Source organism: Bacillus sp. FSL K6-0042, from assembly GCF_038006685.1.
GTDB lineage: Bacteria > Bacillota > Bacilli > Bacillales > Bacillaceae_G > Bacillus_A > Bacillus_A pseudomycoides.
The window spans coordinates 256,969-282,608 of sequence record NZ_JBBOVS010000001.1 but is presented as its reverse complement, the minus strand read 5'-3'; the positions used below and the strand labels follow the sequence as shown (position 1 = coordinate 282,608).

The following is a 25,640-nucleotide window of genomic DNA, read 5'->3' as shown; positions in this document are numbered from 1 at the left end:
CGAAAGAGAATAGATCTTGTTATTCTGCTGAAGGATTATAATCAATCTCCACTTCTTCAAGACCTTCCAATACTTTATGTATTCTATTAGATAAATCTCTTATTTCTTCTTGCGTTAATTCCCCCACTGCGTCTAGTGGATTAAACTTGCTTAATCTCTTTGTTATACCTTCAATGTATCCAATAAAAACTTTGTCATGAGTTAACAGTATTTCACCTACAGCTGTATCAGCAATAACGTCTTCTATTTTCCCTAGATTTATATATTCATTAGCAGCCCTTGCTATTGCATATTTATATCCTCTATTTAAAGCTAAAAAATCATTATAGGCTTCATTAATAGCTTCAAACAATTCATTGTATTCCCAGTCTTCCATTTCAAATCCCTCCATTAGGTGTTAATTTTGAAGTAGTTGTTTAGACATAGATACTCACTAGTTATTAGACTACGCAACACAATTCAAACAATTATGATGTAAAAAACAGCAGAGTTTTTAAAATCTCTGCTGTTTCCTATTATTTAACTTCTAATGTGAACCAATTATTTATTGAATAGACAAGCGATACCAAAGAGCCGATTACACCAAACCAAATAACATTAGGATCAATCTTTGAACCAAATAATACTGCTATTAACGATACCATATACAATAGCATGGCTATACTATTAATCTTAATTTCGACTATATCGCCACTTTTCACTTGCTTTTCTTTACTTCCAAAAAATAATTGATTTGCTTTTAACTTCGCTTCTTTTACATCAGAAGGGAGCGTGTACTCTTCATTATTTTCTAATTTCATTATAACCTCATTATCTACCTTTAAAGCCACTCTTGTAGCTCCGCCCATCATTCCTGTTGCCCTTATTACTTTTATACTCATTTTAAACTCCCCTTAAACTTTTGTTCGTCTAATACTAAACTTCTCACTTTTCAATCTAGTATATTTTCTACAATTCTGCCATCTTTTTTCCATAATATATATATTATCATATTTGGGAATTAATTTATTAATAGGAAGATGAGTATTTCTATCTTTTACTTTATAGTTTATAGCAAGGAACCTGTTGCACTCCCGATATGGTTAGTGGATTTTTCAAACAAGATTTCCTTTTACATCATCTATTCTTATTTGATTGGTTTCTCTGTTTTTAAAACAAATGAACTTAATGCAGGAACCTTAATCTTATTATCATGGAAAACATAAAGCACTTTACTTCCTGCACGTTCACCATCTACTAGCACTTTCCAAGGACCTTTTGATGGAAGAGTTATTTCCACAGCTTCTCTATTCGCATTGTGAGCTACAACAAAATATTCGTTTTTATTACCATTTGCTTTACCATCTATTGTATAAGCTACAACATTTTTTGGCGCATCAATGAACGCTAGATGCTTTTTAATTTGTTCTGCAGTTGTCATACGAAAAGCTGAATAATTGTTACGTAACTCTATTAAACCTTTCATATAATCTACTTCTTTATCAAATGCTGCACGGCGCACCCAATCCATCTGGTTAATAGAATCAGGAGATTTGTAGCTATTATGGTCACCATATTTTGTACGCATGAACTCTTGCCCTGCATGCAAGAATGGAACCCCTTGCGATGTCAATATGATGGAAGAAGACAACTTGTGCATTTGTTTACGTACTTCTTCACTGTCGCCAGGATTAGTCAACTCAAGCTTATCCCATAATGTATGGTTGTCATGTGCTTCAACATATGTCAGAACCTGCTCAGGATCCTGATAAGTATACACTTTTCTATCATAGTCAATACCAGCCGTAATTCCTTTTTTAATACGTTCTTCCATGTTTTGTTTTCCGTTCACAAAACCATTATCCTTATCCCCAAATACACTGCCTTTCAATCCATCACGAATATCGTCATTAAAATGAGCGATTCCTTTCATTTTCTCCGCATTTTTTTGATTTGCTTTCAACTCAGGCGCAAGAGGAGTATTTAAATCCCATCCTTCTCCATGAAGGATAATAGAAGGATCAATTTGATTAACGGCTTTACGTATCGCATTCATTGTTTCGACATCATGAATACCCATCAAGTCAAAACGGAATCCATCTAAATTATATTCTTTTGCCCAATACACGACGGAATCTATCATAAATTTCCTCATCATCTTTCGTTCAGAAGCCGTATCATTCCCTACTCCAGTTCCATTTGCAAGTGAACCATCCTCATTGTAACGATAATAATAACCTGGAACTAACTTGTGGAAATTAGACTCAGCTGCATTGTACATATGATTATATACAACGTCCATCACAACACGAAGATTATTATCATGTAGTGTTTGAATCATCTGCTTTAATTCAGTAATTCGAACAGTCGGCTCATAAGGATTAGTAGAATACGAGCCTTCTGGTACATTATAATTTTTCGGATCATATCCCCAGTTATATTGCGGTTCATTTAGATTTTCTTCATTGACTGAAGCATAATCAAATATCGGTAAAAACTGGACATGAGTAACACCTAGATCTTTAATATGATCAAGACCTGTTTTTACACCTTCTGGTCCTCTCGTTCCTTTTTCTGTTACACCAAGATATTTTCCTTTATTTTTAATACCACTTTCAGGTTGAATGGAAAGATCACGTACTTGCAACTCATAAATAATAGCATCTTCCGGATTTTTAAATTTCGGCTTTTTGTTCCCTTTCCAATTTTTCGGATTTGTTTCTTTTAAATCAACGACTGCACCTTTATCACCATTCACAGAAGCAGCACGCACATATGGATCAACGGCCTCAATCCATTTGTCCCCAATCTTCACCTTATATGTATAAAAAAGGCCTTTTTGATTACCTGTAAGTTTTGCAGTCCAAGTTCCTTTTTCACCTTGATCCATGCTTATTTCAGTACCTTTTTCATCATTCCATTTTTTATAAGTAACCAATTTTGCCTCGCTCGCAGTGGGAGCCCACAAACGAAACTTGGTTTCCTGTGGCGTATATATATTACCTAAATCATTACCATCATAATAAAATAAATGATCAAATTCCTCGCTACGAATTACTTTACCAATTTCAGTATTAGCTTCAATGGAATTTCCCATTTTGATTTTGTATGTTTTTTTAAAATCAAGATTCTTTTCTGTAATGATTTTGACCTTATTGGTAATATCTCCATTATTTGTATCATAAGGACTAACTTTCTCAATGTTAACGCCCTCAATTTCAATTTTTTGCTCCTTAATATTGAATGGAGCATTGGTAGTTATAGTGATTTCATTGAAACTATCAATAGTGGCCTTCTGAATAGAAAGTTCAGAAGAAGGTTTAGAATCGTATACTTTATCATCGCCAGAAAGAACCCATACTTCAGCACGGCCATCCTTAATATTTTCAATCCAACGATCACCACCATCTTTTTCCCATTCATTCGTACGAACTATAAATCCTACACGATTATAGTTACCATCAATCTTTACCTTAGCATACTTACCAAACTCATCTTCCCCAGTAAATTCATAGGACCTGCCACTCGCATTTTCAGTCCACATCCAAAGACTCCAGTCTTTTGTATTTCCAGACTTCTCCTTATAATGAACGATAATTTCAGTTGTTTTCGTATTTGATTCTGCTTGTACACTCTGAAAAGAAAAACCAGATAATAGCATAGCAATTACAGTAAGTAATAAAAACGTCTTGTTTATTAATTTTTTTGTAATATACACTCCATTCACCCTTTCTTAAAATATTACGAACTATTCATTATGAGTAACACTGCATAAGTTAATCTAGAAATCGCTTTTATAACACCTCCGTATTGAATGTTTTACTTATGTATTTCAATGATCTTTTAATAGAAAAATTAAAGGTAGAAAGGAATAAGAAATCAACGAAAACGTTTGCATTAAATATCAAAAAAAAGACTTACTTATTCCTTATTATATCTCTAAATATCAAAAGATCATGGAAAACATTCTAAAGAAAACGTTTGTTACCGCTTTCAATTTTATAGCATGAACCATAAAGAGGTCAATATATTATTAATTTTCTGTTTTTACCCTATGTATATATTGTTAACATGTAAAGTTGTAACCCATTGAAGATAATAAGCATGGATATATTTTGACTTTGAAACTTTATCTCAGCGTCAACATATAATAAAAACTCCCCTAAATACATCCACGTGTTTAGAGGAGTTTGGGATTACTTTATTTTACAAGATTCATGTGTTGAATCCTCTTTCTTTATAACTCGCTTGTATTAACTATCTCTTTTCAAAATAAGCGATAATTCTTCCATCACCAGGGTACTCACCATCCCAGCCACAAGGAAAGCCACCTGCTTTATAGATTTCAAACATAGTTTCAAAGAAGTCGTTATTTTTTCCATTGATAGCACGGCTAAAAGAACAATTATTGAGGTCAGCTACAACATCATTGAAAAATCCATCCATTCTAACTGAACTCTGCCTTACATGATCGTCAATAACCTCTAACATATTATATAATTCCTTTGGTCTTTCACTTTCTGATAACCTATAATATACTCCTAGAACTTTACTTTTTTCTAGCTCCCTTATATCTGTCCACGTGTATTCATCCTCACCATATACTTCCTCATAAGCGAGAAATTCCGCTTGTCGCATATCGGTAATGATATAAATTTTATTCAAAAGTTTTTTAGTTAAAGAGGAAAACTGAAAATCCTTTGAGAAATCAACTACCTCTTGTACCCAGTCATTGTATTCCTCACCGTTCATTCCTTATTAAACCACCTTTCTTGATGCTTAATTACACCTCATTGAAACCATTCGTAAACGAAACGCTCGAAAACTGTTTTCAAAAATCATTACCTATTCTTTTTCATATAATGATATTAACTCCCACTTAAACTCTTCATAGAGTACAAAAGCCTCTTTTAATATTTCTTCTAATTCTTCGTAACTACGGAAAATAGGCATTTTTATTCTCATACTTGGATTTATTAATAATCTCGGATAAATACTCCAAGGACTCCCTAATCGAACTTCGCCATTATAATAAGCAACCCAAATGAATTCTGTCATTCCATGTTCTAAACTAATATTAAACCAAATCATATATTGCGGTGAATGATCAACTACTCCTACTTTAAAAAATCTCTCTTTATAATCAAATGTTGCCTCGTATCCAAAATGTTTCAGTACTTCTATCACTTTTTGAATGTTGTAACTTCCTAATCTATCATCTAAATCGTTAGAATTCCCTCGAAATCGATTAGACATCGCTTGATATCTATCAATAAAATTTATTTTTTCTAAAACCTTTTTAATTTCTGGCTTCATTTCTATAGCCATACTTATTGTTCCACCCATCTCATTTCAATATTATATTTTTCATTACACATATTACTCTTTTCTTTCTCTAATTTATTCATCATCTTCATCAGCATATAATTTATTTAGAAATTCGGTAAATGATTGAGCTACATAAAATACATTTTCCCTCGCCACTTCCTCTGCCTCTTCTGCTGTCATTCCTTCACTCTCCGTCAGTTCTTCTTTTTCCCATGCACCTTCATGCTCCCAAAAAACGACTATTGGATTCTCTTCATGATTTTTATAATCAAAACAAATTAAGTTTCCTGCTGGATCGAATCCTATCGGCAAAAGTTCTTTAGGTAAAGTATCCTTATAATTATCGTAAACCTTTAAAATAAATTCCACATCATTTTTATCATATGAAAGCAACGAACCAAAAACTCTTTCTACACCTTCAACATCAAATAGACTTGGCTTTGCAACACCACCATTATTTTCCGCAACACAAACTGCATAATCCTTCGGTATATCGTAATTTATTTCCTTCATTACGCTGAGTACTTCTTCAACGGTAATCTTGTTATCTATATACTCCCATTTAATTTCGGTCATCTAATTGTTGCCCCCTATAATTTATTTCTTTTAAATAGTTAACACTATTTACGTTTGAATTAATTACATTTCACCTGTAACTTAATGATACTGCCATATCCATCTATATCCCCTTTGCTCTTATCCTAATGTTTCCAAAAAATATAAAAAACAGGAATTCCATCATTTCAACCACTATGATAATTTAAATCCATAAAAATATTTTTGCCCTCTTTCCCAACTTCTTTCCGAGATAGCATCTATATAGGTTACAAAATCTTTATAGTTATCATTACGAATTATCGTATGATAATCAGCAGGTACTTTCTCTCCTGTCCAAATTGATAATAAGGATGGTATCAACTCCATTTTTAATGGTTCTTCATGATTTGCTGCTCTTATGACTCTTTCAAATAGTTTCTTTGTTAAATCCCCAGGAAATGCTGGGCTCTGATAGCAATAATACTTTTCCATATCACAGTTTTTTGTGTGATTAAGATAAAATTCACCAATCTCGTCTACACTTGCTTCTTCTCCAATGATATCTTGATAATTTATATAAAAATCAATGGAATCCCTTATGATCATCGAAGTATCTGTGATTTCATCCCACTCTTCAAGTAACACTAATAAAAAATACCAGCAAAACTTTCCCATCCTTTTCTGCATTTCCAGTAAGTACATAGCCGTATTCCTCTGGAAAAGCGAACGGCTCAGTAAAGTAAACCACACTTTTATTGTATTTTTGAACAAAAGACTTATCGATACTTTCAATGCCACTAAGTGCTGTTCCACGACCTATTTCTATTCGATTAGCTATACATTGAACTACCCCCACCTACCTCTACACGAGCTTGAGGCGGGGGATTCTACTATTTCAAAACACTTCCTCTCGTTCAACAAAGAGGATACAACGATATAGAAGTTCCGTAGTGTCCTTATGTAAGACGACCTATTCTATCTTCCGTGGAAAGCAAAACAGGTACAGCTACTTTTTTCTTATATCGAGGTGTAGAACACTTTGTCATGCATCCAGTTCCTAGACTTGTTATCTACTCTGGTAACAAGTGTAAGAGACTGGGACAAGGTATTCTTTTTTCTTTATGCAAACAATTTTGTTAGCTTTTTCTTTTCACTTTCAAATACGTCTAATCGCTCGATCTGTAAGGCCTCTTTCGGCTGATCCACATCGTATAGCTGATAGAAATGGTGTGTGCGAATAGCCAATCGATTGTTTAATTGATGCCAATGGCTCCAGTGATGGGCGTCTTTCTTGGGAATATAAGGCTGAAGTACCTGTGGCACTTTTTCTGTATACCCCAGCCCACGGCGACCAATCGTAAAAGCCGCAGATTGATGAATAGAGATACCGAATTTCCGCATATATTTCATCTTACCTGAAATCGAAGTGTAAGCAGGATTGACTTGAAAGACAGCCACATCCCTTTTATCTGCACGCCTGAGAATCGCACTTGTCATCTTCTCATAAGCGAACATACTCTTCATTCGATTTGCTCGCTTATTTCCGTATCGATCACCTGTCTTTGATTGTGTGGTATCTAAATTCTCGATGACAATTGGCTTATTATACCGCTCCGCTAAGTCAACTAAGCGAATGGCTTCCACTTCGATGATCTTTGTGATTTGTCCGGTGGATTTACCTAGAATCGAAAAATGGAGGGAACCACTTCCTTTATAATTTCCATCCTTTGTTACATTTGCCCACGTAAAATGCTCGAGATTGCAATCTACACCAATAACACCATCTGCTTTACTATAATTCGTGTTTGGATTTTCCGGTACATCGACTAAACATTTCAAAATATAATACGAACCATAGTCTTCCACAGACCACGCAATCGGTTTACCTTGTTTTTTCTTATTTTTACACTGTAATTGGTTTGTAATTACTCCTTCAATGATTTCTTGTCCATACGGGAATATAACAGCCGGAAACATAAGTGTTTTCCCTGTACTTGTCGTCATCCATAATTCTTGTTTCTCCATCACATACTGAAACACAAAATTCCCATGTTTGGCATCTTTACGGCCAGATAGAATGAGTTGTTTATTTCGAGCACGGGAAAAGAATGTTTTCCATTTGTCATGGTTACACACAAACTCATCGATTGTAAATTGAGACCGAAATAGTTTTTCACTTCCAAACACCGCACTCGGAATATGCGTTTTGTATGATGCAAGTTTCTGCGTTAAACGATATTGCCGGTGGGTCAAAAGGCCCACTTTCGTCTGAATCCTTTTGATTTGAATATCTAAGTACTGGTGCTCAAACAGATATTCATTTAGCCAAATCAATGTGTCCTCTTTACGAGACAAGGAGATGATATTGTTGTGCTTCGCAAAGCGAGTGTTTTTCGGAAACTTCAACTTTCCTTTCACACAACTTTGTTTGATTTTGCGAAAGTTTGTCAGATTTGTCCGTTCTTGTTTCAACTTTTTCTTAAGTTTCGCCAGTTTCTCTTGTGTTTGTTTCTCATATATTTTTTGTAACTCCATTAAACCTGTAAACAAAGATTTTGCTTCTTGTACCGCGCTGTTTGCGTAGTAATCATTCAATTGATAGTTCCGCTTGAGAACGAGATGAAGACTATCTGTATGCAGCTTACGATTCCAACGTTTTTCTCGGACAATTGTTTGAAACGCAAAGCGTTTCGCCCGATTGAATGTTTCGATTGTCTCTGTCAATGTATCTACCATTTCATGCGGCAAATCTGTCTTATAGATCCGTTTCGAAAAAAACGCTTTCTTCACCTGTTCTCACCCCATTTTGTTTGCTAAGACAATTATACAACAAAACGAAACGTACGTTCTACAAAAAAAGAAACATTTTCTTTAAAAAGAAAAAACCGATTCATCCCCCACCTACGCTTCGTTTAGAGGAGAGGGTCTTCTCGGTTAAATTGATATTACTCACCTTAGTATAATTTCTTTAGAAATTCAGTAAATGATGCCGCTATGTAGAATACATTTTCTCGCGCAGCTTCCTCCGCTTGTTCTGCAGTAATCCCTTCGCTCTCCATCAACGCTTCTTTTTCCCATGCACCTTCATGTTCCCAAAAAACAACAATCGGATTTTCTTCATGATTCTTATAATCAAAACAGATTAAATTCCCCCCTGGATCAATTCCAATTGGAAATAGTTCACTAGGAAAAGTATCTTTATATTCATTATTAGTTTCTAAGATAAACTCCTCACTCTCATGATTAAAAGATAAAAGCGAACCAAAAACTCTCTCAATCCCCTCAACATCAAATAGCATTTGCTCGACATGTCCTCCATTATTCATCGCAACGCATTCTATATAATCTAACGGAAAATCAAAACCGGTACCTTTTAAAATTTCTTTTACATCATCTGTACTAATTTGATTATATGTATACTTCCATACTATCTTATTCATCTTATATGTATTCGAAAAGGACATACCTTTCAGTAGTATCTACTTAAGGTATGTCTTTTTTTGAACAGAAAGGAATATAGACATGAAATATACAACAAAAAACAAATAAATTACTAATTACAATTTAGAATACCCATGTAATCTAGATTTTTTTAAAGGCTGCGTGAATGGATTATTAATCGTGATTCCCTTTTGGATTGCTGTTATTATTGCATGCTATTTATTAATCATTTGATATATGTTGATTGAAAAACTAAATTTAATACTGAATCGATGATGGAACAAGTATATTAGAGCAGCCCCCTGTAACTAAGCCTTCTACCCCTAAAATTCCGAATATAAATGATTTATTTCAAAAAAATTATGTTTGATTTTTATGTTAACATACGACTGATTAGATCGGGTTATGACGCTAAGGGAAGGGTACTTAAGGTCTTTTTAGAAAGGATTTATATATAATATCAAAATTTTTCTCCATAGTTTCATTAATAAAATAGGGCGTGTTATCAAATTACAATTATGTATAAATACGGTAAAATCATATTGAGATATTTGCTATTAGAAAGGAGGTGAATATGATGATAATACAGATAATATTGTATTTTTTCTTCCCGGTAACATTGTTAGCTACTGTTTTTCTTTCTAAAAAGTCACATCTAAAATCAATCTTCAAATTCATTCCAGCTGCTGTTTCAGTAATTTTAGCGGTTTTCTTCTATTCCTTGTTTTTATATAATAATGGAATAGGTGAATTCATGTCCGCTCTCTTTTTATGCGGTATAGCATTAGCAAATCTATTTTTAATTTTAGTATTTAAATTATTCAATAATGCTGCTCCAAGTAATTAGAAAAAGGGCTGTTAAAAGGTAACAGAAGTAGAGCATTGATTTTAAATGCTCTACTTCATGTTCTTATCTCGTCTCCCCACAACACAAGCCTTATCATTTTCATCTGTATAGTCGAACAGTAAATGCGAAGAAATTAATCCACATAGCCAACCTCAGTTGTTCACTTACTATCAGCAACAAAATCAATTCTATTACATTAACTTCACCTAAACGTCCAAATTCTTTCTTAATCTTTTTAAATACACTAAATTTTCCATTTCATTTTAGGCTTTCAATTACAATGCAAGCAAATGAAACTGTTAATCCCACCACTTTTCCTCATCAGAAACCCATATATTTTTCTGTAAGTCAAATGATTGATTAGCATCATGAAAACCACAATAGGCAGGTAATTTTATACTTCCTCCATTTGCTTTATTCCAGCAATCAACAAACCATTCCACAAGGATTTTTTCCTCATCTTCCGATATGATCTCATCGTTTTCTTCATAAAACTCCCAGAACTCGTCTGATTTATCATAAGAAAGGTTATAGTATGATATACGTTCGAGTAATTCATGACTTCCTGCAAAAACACTCCTATCGTTTCCTTCGTAAAAAACCTCACTTGCTTCTCTATTCATAGAAAACATCATGATAGAAAGGTCAAATGATCCGATAAAAATCATAAAATCTATTAACTCTATTTTACAGTAATAATTAAAATTAAGAATTTCTCTTATATTATGAATCAACCTTTCTGAATTTTTTGAAGATTTTCTTTTATCGAGCTAATGTATGTATCTTTTGTAAACAATTCATTCACCTCATGCTTCATTTAAGTTTCAATAAATTCATACCATGTATATTCACACAACTAAATGTTCATAAAAATATTTTTCACCAATCTTCCATTCTTTTTTTGTTAAAGAATCAATATATAACATTAACCCTCTGTATTTTTCATCAGTTATTATTGCACCATATTGTACAGGACATTTAACCCCACTCCAAATAGATAAAATAGATGGAATTGTAACCATATCAAATGTTTTTTTATCTCTTAAAGAAATCATTACTCTCGGGATTAATTTCTTTACCAAGTCTCCAGGAAATGCCAAATCGTTATGATAGTAATATTTGGTGTCATCACTATTTTTAACGAGCTCAAAATATATTTCTCCTAATTCTTCTATTGATCGTTCATAATAGTCATCATTAATTCCTAGCATTAATGCAAGTGTATTTCTGATTGATTTCTCAATAAAAGTATCTTCCCATTCTTCTAACAAAGTTAGAAGGTATGGTACTACATTATATGAAAGAGTTTCACCAGCACTTGCCACAAAAGTATGAACACCATCCTCTGAAGCATTTGAAAGGAATTTCAAGTTATTTGTGTCTAATAAGTCATCATGAGTAGCGATTGAGCAAAAAAGTCTTGTACATAAATTAAGAATCACTTCATCTTGCGTACTATTCATAAGTTGTATGAGTAATCCCTTTACAGAGAAATCACCTAATTTTAGCAATTTATTAATTAAGAGAAAGCTTTCTTTCTCAGTTGTAACATCTTTTAGCTTAGATTTAAGATTTTCGATTCTATCATTTGGAATATCACCATACCAAATATCTCTTACCATATTTTCCAAATTCATAATCCTTCTCCTTTGTAATTATTCTCTCAGGCCTTTTCTCTCTGTTACTTTGTCACCCAGTAAAATTTTTTCTCACTTATTTATCGTTCTTATCACACTATCCTAATATAAAAACAAAACTCCATGATGGTAAAACCTTCATGAGCTTTCGAACTTTTATATAATCAGCTAGCTATGTAATCAATCTCCACACTTCTTAATTGATCTATAACTTTTTTATTCGTTTAGCTAGGTCCTTTATAGGGTCTTGATCCAATGGTGCTTTTGCTGTTGGTGAAAAATCGGGGACTCCATTTTTGAAACAAGTGTGACAAGATCAAGCTACTGCCCGTCTTCCTTTATTTTTCGTATTAACTTGAATATAGCTTGACGTACAGCCGTAGAAAAATGTAGCTTGGTCAAACAGGGTTCATCATAAAAAAACAAAGATTCTAATACTATTTGCTTTGCCTCAACATATTGAACACTCACGGCTGCCACCCTTCTTCCCGCAAGAACTTCTGTAACTCTTCCTCAGATGGTACATTCTTCTTCCACTCTTCACATTCCTCCAAAAACTTCTCCGTTTCATAAAGAATAGACGGCTCCTTCTTTCGAAACTTCGCTGCTGCTTCCTCTATTTCACTGAGCTTTGTATATCCCTTCCCATGCCAATCTCGTAAAATCCCCTTCACATAAGCAAGCGTCCGCTTATTATTTTCATAGGCAATCTGAAGTGCTTTTAGTACAAGTGCCTCAGACAAATCCGCAATCCATTCACTTAATTCCTCCACTGCATAAGATGACAAACTACCAAAGTTTTGTTCATAAAATGTGAATACACTGCTACCTGGGTTCACTTCTACTTCTTCCTCTACTACTACTTCCTCATCCGCTTCATAACCTTGAAAAACTTCTTGTGGAATTACATCAGATGTTTCAACAGGCATTCCGAAATGCTCTAGCAATAACGGAATATTCAACTCTTCCTCGAGGCATCTTCGAAGAAACATATGTACAAACTCTTTATTTTTCACAGTTTTCAACTCACGTAACACACACTTTTCTATGTTCGTATTCGTAACAGGGTTATAGCGTAACCAATTTAGAACATATAACTCCTTCGTTGTCGCATCATACAATATCTTTCCATACGCAATAAACCGCTGCAACAACTTCTCAACCGTTTCACGATTATACCCCGTTTCCATCTCTACCAAACGTAACGGCAGTGGATAAATCCCGCATTGCCTCGTCTTCGAACATGTCAGTAAATACATATAAAAATATCGCTCTTCTGGCGTTAAATCAAGCACAAACTCATCTTGCCAAAAATTCACTTGTACACTCCGGTATACTCCCATGTTTTTTCCTCCTGCCCTTCTAGTGGTAAATATAGAATTGGTTACTCCTTCATATATATAGGATTGCAGGCAGAAATTTGGTGGATTTATTTTATAATTTTTACTAGTACTAGAATGTTACTTTTTTATTTTTTTGTAGTAGTTCTTGTAGTTGTTTTTTCTTTTGTTTATTTAATGATTTATTACTTGGTAGGGGTTTATAAGGGGGATGGAATGGGCTTATAAGGGGCTTCTTTTATTGCCATCTGCTGAAAAACTTATAAAATAGTACTGTATGAAAAAATTAATTTTGTTTTATAACTTCATTAATTGTCACTTCTTTATCGGCGACTAAATCATAAAATCCAATATGAACTCCTTCTTCATATAACCAGCATAGATCCGTTCCATAAGGAGCTTCAAAAATCTCAAACATTGCAGGAGCAATTTTAAAAATAGATTCCGCGTTTAAGATGATAAAATTTTCCGCATGATTCACATATTCATCGGTATCATCTATAGAATACAAATTCCATCCATTTAATTGCGGGATAGAACTTTCTTCTCTAAATGAATATCTAACTGGTTTTCCAGCCAAAATATTTTTTGAAACGACAAAACCACCATACTCACTATTATTTATTTTCATTTTCAAACTCCTTAATATTGTAATTACTAACGTATTTGAATAAATATTTGTACCAAATACCTATGTTTTCTAATTACAAATTTTGTATATATCGAACAATTGACGTGTCAAAAGACACGCCTTGTCCGAAACTGATTCATCTCATAATTGAAATCACAAATGTTCTTGGCTGAATCATAAATGTAGCACTTCAGCCTTTACAACTTGAATATATTCCTGCAACTTACAAAACGCTTCTGTCAATTTGCTTGTCTCTTCTTTATGAAGAAAGCGGGCCTTGTTTCGTTCTTCCTCTATGATAAGTAGCTGCGCGGCAGCATAAGAAAGACCGTACTTTTCGCATTCCCGTTTTATATCCTGAAAAAAAGAAAAAGGTACAGTCCCTGCTCCTGAGACAAGCATCTCATCTAGAACTTGTTCCAATTCATCGATTATACGCATTAACTCGATCATAGAATGTTTCTCCTTCATTGAGTGTAATATTTATAATCTCTCCTGCTTCTGTATATAAAATAATAGGTGTAACTACGAGCTTTGTTCCTTCCTGATAAGGATGAACTAGCATTCTCTTTACATGCAACGAGTCCAAATATATTTTTACAAGTCGAATCATCCGCTCATTTTCTGGTCGTTTCATCATTTGCATTTGCAATGTTTTACCAGCCTTATCGATAAGAGGTATGATCCATTTTTGTTCTTGCTTCTGAAATTCCCATTCTCCCATTTCAGCAACTTCGATACAAAAGACTCCTTGTTTATTTGCCTCTAACCTGTGCTCTTTTACTTTTTTTAGTAGTTCTTCCCATGAGGTTAAAAAGAGAGATTGCCACTCTGCCACATTTGTTTTTCCTTCCACTTCTCCTACTGTCTGTGAGCTAGATGACAATTGAAAATCGGCGTTAAGTTTTGCCTGCTTCAATTGGAAAGATGAACGAGATAGTTCGTATCCTTTCCCTGCAATTCCCCATGGAACTTGCCTTTCATGGAGTTCTTCAGGAGTTGTGCTACTCCCTTCATAAAACATGGGGCGTGACTGTGTGTATGTTATCCACTTTTCCTGTTCTCGATTATAGAAATAATACGTCACACCAACATAACCAGACTTCGTTTGCCAGCCAGATGCACCGAAAGCATGCAAAATAAGTGGTGGAACTTCGTAATATTCCGAACGAAACGGACTCTCTTGCAGATGGTGGCGCTCCAACAACAAAATGTGTTCATAAATCGCGGACAGTGTTTGCCGATAAGATGCCATTTGAAAAGATGCATGTTTCATCCGATATAGCCCGATATCCGCCCCGAGCTTGCGAAATAAATTCTCTAACTTTGCTAGTTTCAAAGAACGTGCTTTTACAGAAAGTTGTTCTATTTCATAGATTGTATTTTCGGTAAGGCGTGTTAATCCAAAGTGAACAATTTGCTCGATCATTTCTTTGAAAATAGATAGCTTATCCGGCGCAATGATAAGAGGATGCATCTGTTTCGTTTCATGCGAGATTCCTTTCTCTTTTTGATACCAATATACCGCTTCCGCCTTATGCCGGCATATCCCCTCTGCTTTGCACGTACAGATTGCATCCGCTACCGATTCGGCTGTTAGAAAGCGAGCCGCTATATTCTCTTCTGGGAAGGACGCAATTAAAGCCCCCTCTTCTTCTAAAACAAACTTTTGCTGAAATGTTTCGCGAAACATTATTTCAGCCCACATTTTTTCGGAGACAATATTGCGAACGTCCACATTCAAAAGAGCAGAGAAATCAACTTTTATGTTCTCTTCACCTTCGTACATCTTCTTTGCTTCTAACAGAGCTATAATGACATGTTTACAAATCGAACGGGCTTCACAACTACAAGAGTAACTGCGTATATCACCCGTAAACGTTACAGTAATTCCGTCATCAAGATGTATTTGCACTGCACCCTCTTCTACGTCCATTTTGACATTTGATACAACGGCCAAATCCTTCATTGCTCTCTTATATGTTCCTTTGTTGGACATGGCGATTAAGTATGTTTCATCAATAGAGGAAAGAACATTTAAGAAATGATTGTTGCGATCCATTGTGCCAACCTCCCTGGTGTTAGTGCCGCTACATGAGCACCGAGCGCCGCCATTTTTTTTGCTGCCTGTTTATCATAAAAAGGCTGTGCAGTCGGATCAAGAGAAGTAAGCACAATCAACTTTGCCCCTGATTCTACAATCTTCATCGCTTCTCGGTACATTTCATTGTAACTGCCACCTTCATATAAATCCGTTACAAGCACGACAATTGTTTTATGAGGCATCTCGATTTTATTCGTTGCGTAACGCAGCGCCTGAGCAATATATGTTCCTCCCCCAAGCTGTACACTCATAAGCGTCTCCACCGGGTCGTCAATACGATCCGTTAAATCAACAACATCTGTATCAAAGATGAACAAATCTGTCTTAATCGTCGGTAAGCTTGCAAAAATACCCGCCATAACTGCGCTATGAATAACAGAATCAATCATACTTCCGCTCTCGTCTACTGCGAGGATCACACGCCATGGGCTAACGTGCTTCGTGGCAGCATAAAAGTACGGTTTTTCAATATGAATGGTGTTCGTTTCCTTATCAAAATGCTTCAAGTTCTTTCGAATCGTTTTCTTAAAATCAAAGTTGCGCATCGTGCGTACGCGACTAGAACGATTTCGATCCGCTCTACCGCTTAATGCGTGCTTCACTTCTTGCTCTAAATTACGACGCAACTCCTCAGCGACTTTCGCTACAATACGTTTAGCTGTGTCCAATACATCCGGTTTTACATAATCTTTAAATTGTAAAATGCATTTTAATAAATTCATATTCGGCTCCATTTTTTCAAGCGTTTGCTTATCTTGCAATAGAGCTGTTAATTCATACTTTTCTAGCGCATGATTTTCCATAATTTCAATGGTTTCTTTCGGAAATAACTCCCGCACTTTCGAAATCCAAGTCGGCACTGTTAGCTGAGAGGGATCTAGGGATCCTCCGCGTTCTTCTCCGCGTTCTCTCTCGTACAAAAACTCCAGCACATCATCCATTTCTCTGTATGCAGGATCTTCTTCCTGAAATGTGATTTGGTCATCCGCATGTTTCCCAAGAACAAGACGCCAGCGATTTAAAGAAATGTTATTCTCCATCTTCTAGCCCCCGTCTCATTAAAATTCCCCGCGCTTTCTGATCTAACTGTATTGCATACGTCAGCACCTCTTCGGAAATTGCTTCTTCTTTTATCACTTCTTCTGTGGCTCCATATAATCGAGCAATCTGTCTAGCAATCGTATCCACCTCAAGCGGCGTGAATTGACTGAACAAGAGGCGTAAATGCGGCAACACTTGTAAAAACATCTCTTCATCAAGTTCTTCTAGGACATGGGACATCCCGCCAAGCAGCCATTCGTTATATAAAAAGATATCTTTTGCGCCAGCAAACAAACCATTCAAAAATATCGGAGCTTGCTTTTGCATATCGCCACTTCCATAAAAATACCCTTCTGCTACTTGCATTACCTCATCGATTTTCCGCTTCCCTAAAGAAGTTAACAGCCCAAATACCGCTCCCTCTACTTGGCTTTCTCGTTTTTCCTTTTGCAAATAAAGCTCCAATGCTTCAATAAATTGCTGGTCCGCAGGCTGCAGCGTATACAAATCGATAAGCTTTTCCGCAATAATTGCTGGTTCGCCCCCATCTAAAACAGAAAATAACGAAAGCGCTTTATGTCTAGCACTATCCGCCTGCTGATCTGCTTTTTCTATTTGTGATAAATAGTAAGCACAATCTGCCATAGAAGCAAAATCTCCATCCTCTTGCACAGCTTCATCTATAAACTGATTGTACATAGCGAACTCGGAAAATAAACCACTTAAGTAGGCGTCTAGCAATAAAAGGGCCACCTCTCCCGCACGCCCTTTCGCCTTATACAGCTTTGCTCTTAGCATTTCCTGCGCGGCTTCTCTCACCGTTCCGCCATACACAGATAAATCAATGAGAGCACTTTCTACTTGTGCTGAAAAACGATATTTCCAAGTTTCTCGCATAAGATTAATATTCTGCTTTCTAGCTAGGTTTGGACCGCGCAGCTTCTCGCAAAACGGAACTCCTAAAAAAGCGAGGCAATGAAAGCATTGACTTAAACGCAAGTGCCTTTCTTTCTTGTATATGTCAAGAATCGTCTCCTGTGGTACAGTAGAACGCGCCGGAAGACGAAACGAACGAACAGAAGCACGAAAATCATGCACGAGCGGCGGCACATCCGCTTCTTTTGACAATTTTCCGCGCTTCGTCCCTTGCAGACTCGTCTGAAGTAGCGTCAAAGGTTTATCTGCCGAAGATATCTCTCCTTTAACAAATGCACTGTGCACCGCATCCATCAGCTCATACAACCCAGGCTGCATCTTTCCCCGAAGCAGTGCAAGTTCACGTATCATTCGCGCAGCTTCAATCTCATCTGCCATTGATATACCTTCTGTTTTTAACTGTCTAGCAATTCGTATCATAAATTGCTCAGCTGCCGCCTCGTCCCTGTTCTCCCAAATATGTTGATAAAAAGCAGGTGCAGGCATACCGCTTTCATAACCGCGCGTCTGGTCGCTTTCCAAAAAGGAATACGGCATAAGGTAGTTTTTGGCATACGTTTTAGATAATGGGCTTTTGGACAGCTGTTTCTTTTTCCCTTCCAATTCAAGAAGCCCTTTCACATGAAAGCCTCCGGTAATAACGAGCACCTTGTCATACACTTTACGCGCTTTTTCAATTTCCTTTGCCATGTGTATCTCCCTGGCTTCGCAACCGTCTTCTGTCAGCATCTCCTGCGTATAGTCCGCGCGCGTATAATAACAATAATCGAAGAGCTGATGGACAAACTCCTCACTTGTCATATGAAAGCCTTGCAACTCAAAGTATTTATCCCAAAATTCATGAAAGCTTCGGCACCCCGTTTTTTCCGAAAGCATACGGACATATTGACTGTGCCGGAAATATTGCTCGTCATACTTCCCGCGCTCTTCCTCGTTTTTCGTTACAAACAAATATTCCTTAAAGGGAAGATCAATAAATGAAACAGGAATGCTTTGTGCAGCTCCCTCCCGTAGCGCGACAAGTTCCGGTGAATAGTCGAGAAAGGGATAGTACGCACGGTACTTTCCACTTTCTCCTCTTTCAAGCACATCCGTTTTATCATCATAACTGCAATATATACAAATCGGAGTCTCGCTCTCTGCACTCACGATATGCGGAATAAGGGAGTTACAATCCATCAATCCCTCTATAAGAATCGCATCCGGTTTATATAATTCAACTATTTTTTGTACATGAAAAGAGCATGCAGGACTATGATGGCGAATCGGCACATATACGACGTTGTTGCTTAAATTGTAAGCTCTTTGAAACAATGTATTTACTTCAGCTGATTGCGAGCTTCGAAAAACGACTTCCATACCTCTCCTCCTACTTGACCTCGCGCACTAACGATGCTTGTAAAGTAACTGCGCAGCTTTTCTAAATCTTCCTTGTTTTCTTTCGCAATCGTTCCGGATAAGTATCGAACAAGTGCATCCATCTTCACCTGTCCGCTTCCATAATAGTACGCGTCCATTGCACTTTGATAATATACCGATACTGCTTCTGCGGTACTCATTACGGAAGAAGGCTGATCAATTCGTTTTCCTTCAGCAGTTACACCTTCCCGTAGTTCATGAAAAACAGTCGCTAGCAGCTGAACAACCGTTTCATCCACTTTTGGGGTGATACCTGATGCTCCTAATAAGCGTGTTACTTGTGACTCTATTATTTTTGCTTCAAGCTTTACATCCTTAATTGGATGCACCGTTTCAAAATTAAAACGACGCTTCAATGCACTGCTCATTTCATTCACACCGCGATCTCGTGTGTTAGCCGTCGCAATAATATTAAATCCAGGCTTAGCTGTAAGAATTCCTTGCTCCCCAAACTCTGGAATGTTCAGCACTTTGTCGCTCAAAACACTAATTAACGAATCCTGTACTTCCTGCGGGCAGCGCGTCAACTCTTCAAATCTAGTTAATATCCCTTGTTCCATACCAACGAAGAGAGGTCCTGGCACAAGCGCCTCTCTTACAGGCCCTTTCGCAAGAAGAAGTGCATAGTTCCACGAGTACTTAATCGTATCCTCCATCGTAGCAGCTGTTCCTTGCACAGTGTTGCGGCTATTTCTGCATATCGCAGCAGAAAGCAGCTCGCTTAGCATCGTTTTTGCTGTTCCCGGCTCGCCGATTAGCATAAGTCCGCGATTTCCTGCTAATGTGACAATTGCTCGTTCTACAAGCACATCATTACCATAAAACTTACGACTAATTTCCACTTCTTTTCCTTCCAAAAGAAGCGGTTCTTCTTGTCCGATAATAAACGTACGAACGGCACGCGGTGACAATCGCCAGTTAGGTGGTTTCGGAAACGAATCATTCGCTTCTAACGCATTCAATTCTATTTCATATAATTCTTCCATTAATGGTTTAATAGACTGCATATGTCATTTCCTTTCTTATCGCTTACTGCGCCAGTTTTCATCACGGCCAAGGTTCGATTCTGTTGCCCGTTTTATATCATATAAAATTTCGCTAAAAAAGCGTTCCGATACTTGCTTCGGTAAAACGCGTCTCTCATGATCAATTTCGTCGTAGTCATACGAACCGCGGCTCACCGTGCCTGCTTTGTAAAATTGAATTTCAAAAACGCACACATCATCCTCGACTTCATACCCAACCGGTGCCCCTTCAAACGCAAGCTCCGCCCCTAGCCCGGCGCGAGTATCTTCTTTATAGAATGTATAATATACACCAGCATCTTGAACCGATCCACGACTCCAGCCGTACTTCGTCATCTTACCAAACAGCGAACGGCCATTAATTTGGATACCAGCAAACCTTTCTACAGTGACTTCCTCATTGTCCTTCACCTGAAATACTTCACGGTCAATTTGCGGAAATGGCTGATCCACCTCATAATCTTCTAGCTGTTCCTTCCATAATTCTCGTTCCTCTTCTGACAATTCTAGCGGATGGATTAGACCGATAACAGTTTCTGGCGTAAGTTCATGCTCTTCTTCTTCAATCGTATTAAACGTGCCATCCTCCATATAGCGGAACATCGCAAGCAACTTTCCTTCCTTATATTCACCCCAAATAAGGGAGATAGCGAACTGCTGCATAATTGGATTTTCTACAAACAGAGACTGCCATGTATTTTGAGACCAATAGCGATTCAGAGAAAGTGCTGTTTCAAGACGCTGCGTTTGCATCGTAATCATAGTTCGGAGCTGCTTCTTTATAGAGGATAACTCCGCCTTAGCCTCCTCAGCTTTTTCCGCATCATCTTTTGCATTTGGTTTCGGAAGCGACTTTATTCGTTTTCCTTCTCCCGTTTTCAGCTCAATTTTCAAGTTTGGAGTTAAATAGGCAGTAAATGTTCTGCTGCCGTAATCAATTGTCTTTTCACCGCGTTTATTAAAACCAAGGTCTGGGACAAGCTGATCTTCTAATTCTTCCTCTGTTATACCACGCGTTTTCGCAGCGAGACTTAGCGCTTCTTTCGCAGCATTACGCACTTGCTTATGTTTATACTTAAATGCCATCGCATGGATAGACATTAGTCCAATATGTGATTGGGACAACGCTAGCGCCTGAACAGCTGCAGCAGCAATCGCTCCGCGCATGCCAAGTGCCCACTCATCAATCTGCTTTTTGAGCTGCAACGCCATTTCGTCATCACTATAAATACCGTACAACGAAAGAATACCGCGTTTCTTCGATTCCGCGCCTTGAGAAACCCAAAGCTGATAGATTGCTTGTATATTTTCCTTTAAATCTTGTTCGTTTAGAGCCGCACCTATTACTTCTGCAGCTTCCTTCTTCTCAATGACAGAATCTGATACGTACTGCTGAAAATATGCAAGAGGAATCATTGCATCTGCAATTGCATCAGAATCACGAAGGCGGATTTGCGGTTCAAATCCGAGCCACTGCACAAGTGCATTCCTTTTTTGCGGCGTTAAAATACGCATGCAAAGAGCTTCTATACTTCCTGATGCTCCTTCTAAGTCTCCTTCTCCAAGCAATGGAGCAAACTTCTCCGTCAAAGAAGCGTTTTTCTTTTCTTGTAAAGCTTCCTGTACAAGCTTTGTATATTTGTCAGTTTTATAATATAAAAGTGTTTGCATTACATTTTCGCGTACAACTTTCTTTCTATGATTTAATTCATTTGCTACATCTTCTGCAGCCTCCGTATCTTTTGTAAGAAGTTCTACGGCAGCGGTACGTACCTTTTTAGAGGAATCCCCAAGGCTTTGAATGAGAAGATTACGCGTCTGAACTACGTTATCCTTTGCCAACTCATCCAAAATAAAAATCCGTTCATCTGCAGAATACTCAGGAAATTTCTCTGTCACATACGCTCGTTCTTTTACAAACAAACGAACGAGTGCCTCCGTCGCCTTATTTCGTTTCTCACTATGCCCGGAAGCTTGTTCAATGGAATAAAAAACGAGCTTCTCCATCGATAAACCGTAGGAAAGCAGATCTTCCAGCACCTGTTCTGGCGAGTTCTCCATAGCAGCATAGCGCTGCAGAAGTTCGTATAAACTATAGTTATAGGTTTTCCCGAGTTGAAGCGTAAGAACTGCTTCTCTCTTTGCCGCTTCCTCTATATCCCAAAGAAGCGCAATTTCTAAAACAGGCATTCTCCAGTAATTATTTCTATACTTCAAACTTTCGAACTGTTGCTTCATATCCTCAAATGATAAATTGCCTAATAAATAGTCACGATATGTACCACGTATGTCAGATGATTTTGTTTGAAGGACAACCGTTAAAAACTCTTCACGTACTTTGTTTCTATGTAACTCGTACCCTTTTTCCGCTAAAAGCATTGATACAAAAAGGTAATGACTTTGACTTAAATATTGCAGTGTACGCTGCACAAATTCCGGTTGCTCTTCCACCATACGAAGCAACAATTGGTATTCATATACGCGATCAAAATCAACAACACCTAAATGATGTTGCGTAAGGCGATATGCGAAAAATCTTTCCTCTGAAATACCGAATTGCTCACACAAATCTCGGATTGTTTCATACAATTGTGTATCAAAACTTTTTGTTTTTTTGTAATTTCCAGACTGTTCAAGAGTATGGCTAACATGTGAAATTGCATAATTCATAAAATTTTTAACAGAGCATTTCACTAACAATTCCATATATCTTCTTGCAACATCCGAATGCGGATACATACGAAAAATTTGCTGCCAAGTAAAGTCAGGTAAAGATGACCCGGCAAACACCTTACTAACAGATTCGCCTCGAACGTACTTTTGAGCTGCTTCAACCTTGTCTTCTGCACCGCTTAGCCTCAATATATACTCCGCATGCTCTTGCAATTCTTCTTCAAGTAAAGAACGATAAGGAAGAAATCTCTCATAATCTGCATCTAACATAACTAGAAGCAAAAGTAATTTTTGCTGACCTGTTATAACTTGCAACTGTTCTTCTATATACTTCGGATTTTCCCTTATTAATTGTCTAAGAAAAACATCCGCTTCATTTACAGAACGCGAAAGATTCGTTAAATACTTACAAGCAAATACTACAAGTCTATCGAATAAAAGACCGCTTTTTTCGAAATAAACCTTTATATCTGGAAAACTCATATATGAAAAACGCACGAGAAGAACATTCAACAGTTGATCTTCAAGTAAATGATAGAATAACCGAAAAAACACTGGATCTTGCTTATACGTTTTCCTAAAGTCATTTGTGAACTGCCAAGCAAAATCACTACGCTTATTTTCGCAAATGGTTGTTTGTTCTATATGTTTTAAAACTTCTTCATCCCTCGTCTGCAAGTAACGGAATGCTAATTCTTCTTGTGCTCCTGTCATATTAAGGTGTTGAAACAACTGATGTGTACTGACTGCCATCTTCTCTGCCTCCCTAGTTCTTTTATAAACTCATCGTTATACCATATACATATGATAATACCTATTCTCTCGCATATCTGAAATTTCAGATACAAAATACGGAATATATTTACATTATTAGTATATCATATCAATCTACATACGAACATTTGTTTCTTTTGAAAACTTTATATTTATTTAAAACAATCATTGAAAATTTGGTTTAGAGATAAACAAAGTAAGTGATAAGTGTTTTCATGATATGATGTATAGGTACTAATTTTTGCACAAGGCGTTTTTTATGAAATAACATATTGGGACATTGCTTGACAAGTATCAACTAACACATATGAAAGAAGAGTTATTGGCGGTGTTCGAAAATGGGATGAACTCCTGATTTGCCCGCATCATTTATGTATCCTACATATAAAGGGCATCCCCTTCATTTTATCACTCAATTAAATTTAGCAGAATTACATAGCGAAGAAACACACAAAATGATTTACCCAAAAATAAAATGTTGGATTTTGTATTTCAGATGAAGATTTAAAACATCGCCGCCTCGAAAATGTATGTTGTATGTTGCAGTCCTGTTGGGCGAAATAGATCATCTATATAAATTGAAAAGGCACATAAACTTTTCAATTTATATAGGATAGGCATTTTGCTTTCGGTTCTGCATAGCAATGACGAATATGTTAGAAAATCAAAGTGGGTTTATATGAGTGGGGGGAATCGTATGAGAAAATATGATATTTACGAGTCAAAGAGAAAAGTAGTCGGATTATTTTTTTTGACTTTGGTAGTTGAAGTGATGTTTCTCTTTATTGTTATGTATGCATTTTCATCTGAGGAGCCTAATTTCATAGTTGGATTTTTATTTGGAGCTCTTGCATTCGTTGTACTAATTGCTCTTTGGAAAGTTATCCAAAAAATGCTTACGAAAAAACCAGCCATCATTTTAGAACAAGAATACATTACAATTATTAACAATCCAAAATATCCTGTAAAAATCGCTTTGGAGGATGTATTAGGTGTTTTACCTTATGCAATCCAGGGGCAAAAGTATTTAGGAATCGTGATGGAAGATGATGTTGAAGATCGATATATCGCCTCTATACCTTCAAAAGGACAACGGCTGTATCGAGTTAATAAACGTGCTGGATTTATACCATTTAATATTCATATGAATTTATTGAAAATCGATGGAGAAGCATTACTTGAGAAGTTAGATGAGTATGATATAAGCTTTTTAATTCCTGAAGATGAAGCGAAATAATATAACAAAAGAATTAATTTAGGTATAAGGAAAAAAAGAACATCTCAATGAAAAAGATGTTCTTTTATATTTATTTCGTTCTGCTACTTTCCATTAAATAGTTATCATTTTAATTAATGAGTATATGTATCCCCCCATTCTTTATCGATTTGCAATCATACTATGAAAGAATGGGGGCACATTATGCTTTTCATTGCTTTAAATCTAGTATCTTTTCTTTCTGCTATTCGATATAGAATTCCCTTCTTGAAATCTTTTTTATAAATATTTTAACTTCATTTAATATCTACAATAAACATTTTGAACCTCTCATGTCTTTAGTTGTGAGAGGTTCAAGAAATGTTATTTGGTACTAAGGTTTATTTTCTACTAAAACACTCTCTTTCTAGAATAGAAAATTAGTATTGGTCAACCCATTTATTTTGCCAAAAAAGTTCTTCCTTAAAAATTGTTTCCCTATTCATACTAATACGTTTAAAAATTTACACCGTTGTACGCTTTGGATTTAGTATTTAAAGGGATGTTATTTATTTTTGATGGAGGTTATAAGGATTACAGCTATTTTTCAAGACTAAAAAATACTTTTCGTTTTTGTGAATTAATTACAATTATACTACACCCTACGCTGTGATTGTGCCATAATAAAAACAGTCGGGGAACATATTCAACTTCGCTAATAAGAGGGCGTTAA

At 36.4% G+C, this 25,640-nt stretch carries 21 protein-coding genes and 1 pseudogene; 3 read left to right on the top strand and 19 right to left on the bottom strand.

The window, feature by feature from the left end:
- Positions 1–19: 19 nt before the first annotated feature.
- From MHH45_RS01480 to MHH45_RS01440, 9 genes and pseudogenes are all read right to left on the bottom strand, one after another.
- Positions 20–376: an Imm3 family immunity protein gene (locus MHH45_RS01480; protein ID WP_016115375.1), complete on the bottom strand. Its 357-nt coding sequence runs from the start codon at positions 374–376 to the stop codon at positions 20–22.
- A gap of 139 nt (positions 377–515) precedes the next feature.
- A complete protein-coding gene (locus tag MHH45_RS01475) occupies positions 516–881 on the bottom strand; it encodes a hypothetical protein (RefSeq protein ID WP_016115376.1) in 366 nt (121 codons plus the stop codon).
- Between the two features lie 245 nt (positions 882–1,126).
- A complete protein-coding gene (gene pulA, locus MHH45_RS01470; RefSeq protein ID WP_016131727.1) occupies positions 1,127–3,697 on the bottom strand; it encodes a type I pullulanase in 2,571 nt (856 codons plus the stop codon).
- Between the two features lie 539 nt (positions 3,698–4,236).
- The gene (locus MHH45_RS01465) at positions 4,237–4,731 is read right to left on the bottom strand and encodes a hypothetical protein (protein ID WP_088093717.1); all 495 of its coding nucleotides are present in this window, start codon (positions 4,729–4,731) and stop codon (positions 4,237–4,239) included.
- A 93-nt stretch (positions 4,732–4,824) separates the two neighbouring features.
- Positions 4,825–5,307: a hypothetical protein gene (locus tag MHH45_RS01460; RefSeq protein WP_016115379.1), complete on the bottom strand. Its 483-nt coding sequence runs from the start codon at positions 5,305–5,307 to the stop codon at positions 4,825–4,827.
- 72 nt (positions 5,308–5,379) lie between these two features.
- On the bottom strand, positions 5,380–5,883 hold the full coding sequence (locus MHH45_RS01455) for an SMI1/KNR4 family protein (RefSeq protein WP_016115380.1): 504 nt from the start codon (positions 5,881–5,883) through the stop codon (positions 5,380–5,382).
- 174 nt (positions 5,884–6,057) lie between these two features.
- Positions 6,058–6,498: pseudogene (imm47, locus tag MHH45_RS01450) on the bottom strand (Imm47 family immunity protein); the annotation flags it as partial.
- Between the two features lie 465 nt (positions 6,499–6,963).
- A complete protein-coding gene (locus tag MHH45_RS01445) occupies positions 6,964–8,634 on the bottom strand; it encodes an IS200/IS605 family accessory protein TnpB-related protein (protein ID WP_088093718.1) in 1,671 nt (556 codons plus the stop codon).
- Between the two features lie 164 nt (positions 8,635–8,798).
- Positions 8,799–9,284: an SMI1/KNR4 family protein gene (locus MHH45_RS01440; RefSeq protein WP_033671852.1), complete on the bottom strand. Its 486-nt coding sequence runs from the start codon at positions 9,282–9,284 to the stop codon at positions 8,799–8,801.
- 578 nt (positions 9,285–9,862) lie between these two features.
- On the opposite strand from MHH45_RS01440, the gene MHH45_RS01435 reads away from it, so the two are divergent.
- A complete protein-coding gene (locus MHH45_RS01435) occupies positions 9,863–10,132 on the top strand; it encodes a hypothetical protein (RefSeq protein ID WP_033671322.1) in 270 nt (89 codons plus the stop codon).
- 299 nt (positions 10,133–10,431) lie between these two features.
- On the opposite strand, the gene MHH45_RS01430 is transcribed toward MHH45_RS01435, so the two are convergent.
- From MHH45_RS01430 to MHH45_RS01385, 10 genes are all read right to left on the bottom strand, one after another.
- The gene (locus tag MHH45_RS01430) at positions 10,432–10,755 is read right to left on the bottom strand and encodes a hypothetical protein (RefSeq protein ID WP_242227082.1); all 324 of its coding nucleotides are present in this window, start codon (positions 10,753–10,755) and stop codon (positions 10,432–10,434) included.
- A gap of 225 nt (positions 10,756–10,980) precedes the next feature.
- Positions 10,981–11,769 carry an Imm47 family immunity protein gene (gene imm47, locus MHH45_RS01425; RefSeq protein WP_077293957.1) on the bottom strand — a complete coding sequence of 263 codons (789 nt, stop codon included), beginning with the start codon at positions 11,767–11,769 and terminating at the stop codon, positions 10,981–10,983.
- Between the two features lie 467 nt (positions 11,770–12,236).
- Positions 12,237–13,112 carry a DnaD domain-containing protein gene (locus MHH45_RS01420; RefSeq protein WP_016115387.1) on the bottom strand — a complete coding sequence of 292 codons (876 nt, stop codon included), beginning with the start codon at positions 13,110–13,112 and terminating at the stop codon, positions 12,237–12,239.
- 283 nt (positions 13,113–13,395) lie between these two features.
- A complete protein-coding gene (locus MHH45_RS01415; RefSeq protein WP_016115388.1) occupies positions 13,396–13,740 on the bottom strand; it encodes a DUF2185 domain-containing protein in 345 nt (114 codons plus the stop codon).
- Positions 13,741–13,914: 174 nt separating this feature from the next.
- Positions 13,915–14,193 (bottom strand): hypothetical protein, encoded by a 279-nt coding sequence (locus tag MHH45_RS01410; protein ID WP_016115389.1) that lies wholly within the window; start codon positions 14,191–14,193, stop codon positions 13,915–13,917.
- A complete protein-coding gene (locus MHH45_RS01405; protein ID WP_088093719.1) occupies positions 14,165–15,802 on the bottom strand; it encodes an SWIM zinc finger family protein in 1,638 nt (545 codons plus the stop codon). Before MHH45_RS01405 ends, MHH45_RS01410 begins: the two co-directional genes overlap by 29 nt.
- Positions 15,778–16,884 carry a VWA domain-containing protein gene (locus tag MHH45_RS01400; RefSeq protein WP_016133070.1) on the bottom strand — a complete coding sequence of 369 codons (1,107 nt, stop codon included), beginning with the start codon at positions 16,882–16,884 and terminating at the stop codon, positions 15,778–15,780. The genes MHH45_RS01405 and MHH45_RS01400 overlap by 25 nt, the downstream gene beginning before the upstream one ends.
- Entirely contained in the window at positions 16,874–19,180 is a 2,307-nt protein-coding gene (locus tag MHH45_RS01395; protein WP_088093720.1) for a DUF5682 family protein, read from the bottom strand. Before MHH45_RS01395 ends, MHH45_RS01400 begins: the two co-directional genes overlap by 11 nt.
- Complete coding sequence (locus MHH45_RS01390; RefSeq protein ID WP_088093721.1) at positions 19,141–20,247, bottom strand: ATP-binding protein; 1,107 nt, start codon at positions 20,245–20,247, stop codon at positions 19,141–19,143. The genes MHH45_RS01395 and MHH45_RS01390 overlap by 40 nt, the downstream gene beginning before the upstream one ends.
- Before the next feature lie 15 nt (positions 20,248–20,262).
- A complete protein-coding gene (locus tag MHH45_RS01385; RefSeq protein ID WP_088093722.1) occupies positions 20,263–23,691 on the bottom strand; it encodes a DUF4132 domain-containing protein in 3,429 nt (1,142 codons plus the stop codon).
- A 392-nt stretch (positions 23,692–24,083) separates the two neighbouring features.
- Between MHH45_RS01385 and MHH45_RS01380 the strand changes: the two genes are divergently transcribed.
- A complete protein-coding gene (locus tag MHH45_RS01380; RefSeq protein ID WP_229161768.1) occupies positions 24,084–24,212 on the top strand; it encodes a DUF1963 domain-containing protein in 129 nt (42 codons plus the stop codon).
- 197 nt (positions 24,213–24,409) lie between these two features.
- Entirely contained in the window at positions 24,410–24,949 is a 540-nt protein-coding gene (locus tag MHH45_RS01375; RefSeq protein WP_016115395.1) for an STM3941 family protein, read from the top strand.
- Positions 24,950–25,640: the final 691 nt, after the last annotated feature.

What these genes read in the sequence shown, in the direction of transcription:
- imm47 (WP_077293957.1), bottom strand. Translation starts at nt 11,769, where the DNA reads ATGAATTTGGAAAATATGGTAAGAGATATTTGGTATGGTGATATTCCA.
- MHH45_RS01430 (WP_242227082.1), bottom strand. Translation starts at nt 10,755, where the DNA reads ATGAATAGAGAAGCAAGTGAGGTTTTTTACGAAGGAAACGATAGGAGT.
- MHH45_RS01415 (WP_016115388.1), bottom strand. Translation starts at nt 13,740, where the DNA reads ATGAAAATAAATAATAGTGAGTATGGTGGTTTTGTCGTTTCAAAAAAT.
- MHH45_RS01410 (WP_016115389.1), bottom strand. Translation starts at nt 14,193, where the DNA reads ATGATCGAGTTAATGCGTATAATCGATGAATTGGAACAAGTTCTAGAT.
- MHH45_RS01385 (WP_088093722.1), bottom strand. Translation starts at nt 23,691, where the DNA reads ATGGCAGTCAGTACACATCAGTTGTTTCAACACCTTAATATGACAGGA.
- MHH45_RS01400 (WP_016133070.1), bottom strand. Translation starts at nt 16,884, where the DNA reads ATGGAGAATAACATTTCTTTAAATCGCTGGCGTCTTGTTCTTGGGAAA.
- MHH45_RS01395 (WP_088093720.1), bottom strand. Translation starts at nt 19,180, where the DNA reads ATGGAAGTCGTTTTTCGAAGCTCGCAATCAGCTGAAGTAAATACATTG.
- MHH45_RS01465 (WP_088093717.1), bottom strand. Translation starts at nt 4,731, where the DNA reads ATGAACGGTGAGGAATACAATGACTGGGTACAAGAGGTAGTTGATTTC.
- MHH45_RS01460 (WP_016115379.1), bottom strand. Translation starts at nt 5,307, where the DNA reads ATGGCTATAGAAATGAAGCCAGAAATTAAAAAGGTTTTAGAAAAAATA.
- MHH45_RS01405 (WP_088093719.1), bottom strand. Translation starts at nt 15,802, where the DNA reads ATGGATCGCAACAATCATTTCTTAAATGTTCTTTCCTCTATTGATGAA.
- MHH45_RS01480 (WP_016115375.1), bottom strand. Translation starts at nt 376, where the DNA reads ATGGAAGACTGGGAATACAATGAATTGTTTGAAGCTATTAATGAAGCC.
- MHH45_RS01380 (WP_229161768.1), top strand. Translation starts at nt 24,084, where the DNA reads ATGTATCCTACATATAAAGGGCATCCCCTTCATTTTATCACTCAATTA.
- MHH45_RS01375 (WP_016115395.1), top strand. Translation starts at nt 24,410, where the DNA reads ATGAGAAAATATGATATTTACGAGTCAAAGAGAAAAGTAGTCGGATTA.
- MHH45_RS01440 (WP_033671852.1), bottom strand. Translation starts at nt 9,284, where the DNA reads ATGAATAAGATAGTATGGAAGTATACATATAATCAAATTAGTACAGAT.
- MHH45_RS01475 (WP_016115376.1), bottom strand. Translation starts at nt 881, where the DNA reads ATGAGTATAAAAGTAATAAGGGCAACAGGAATGATGGGCGGAGCTACA.
- MHH45_RS01455 (WP_016115380.1), bottom strand. Translation starts at nt 5,883, where the DNA reads ATGACCGAAATTAAATGGGAGTATATAGATAACAAGATTACCGTTGAA.
- MHH45_RS01435 (WP_033671322.1), top strand. Translation starts at nt 9,863, where the DNA reads ATGATAATACAGATAATATTGTATTTTTTCTTCCCGGTAACATTGTTA.
- MHH45_RS01420 (WP_016115387.1), bottom strand. Translation starts at nt 13,112, where the DNA reads ATGGGAGTATACCGGAGTGTACAAGTGAATTTTTGGCAAGATGAGTTT.
- MHH45_RS01390 (WP_088093721.1), bottom strand. Translation starts at nt 20,247, where the DNA reads ATGCAGTCTATTAAACCATTAATGGAAGAATTATATGAAATAGAATTG.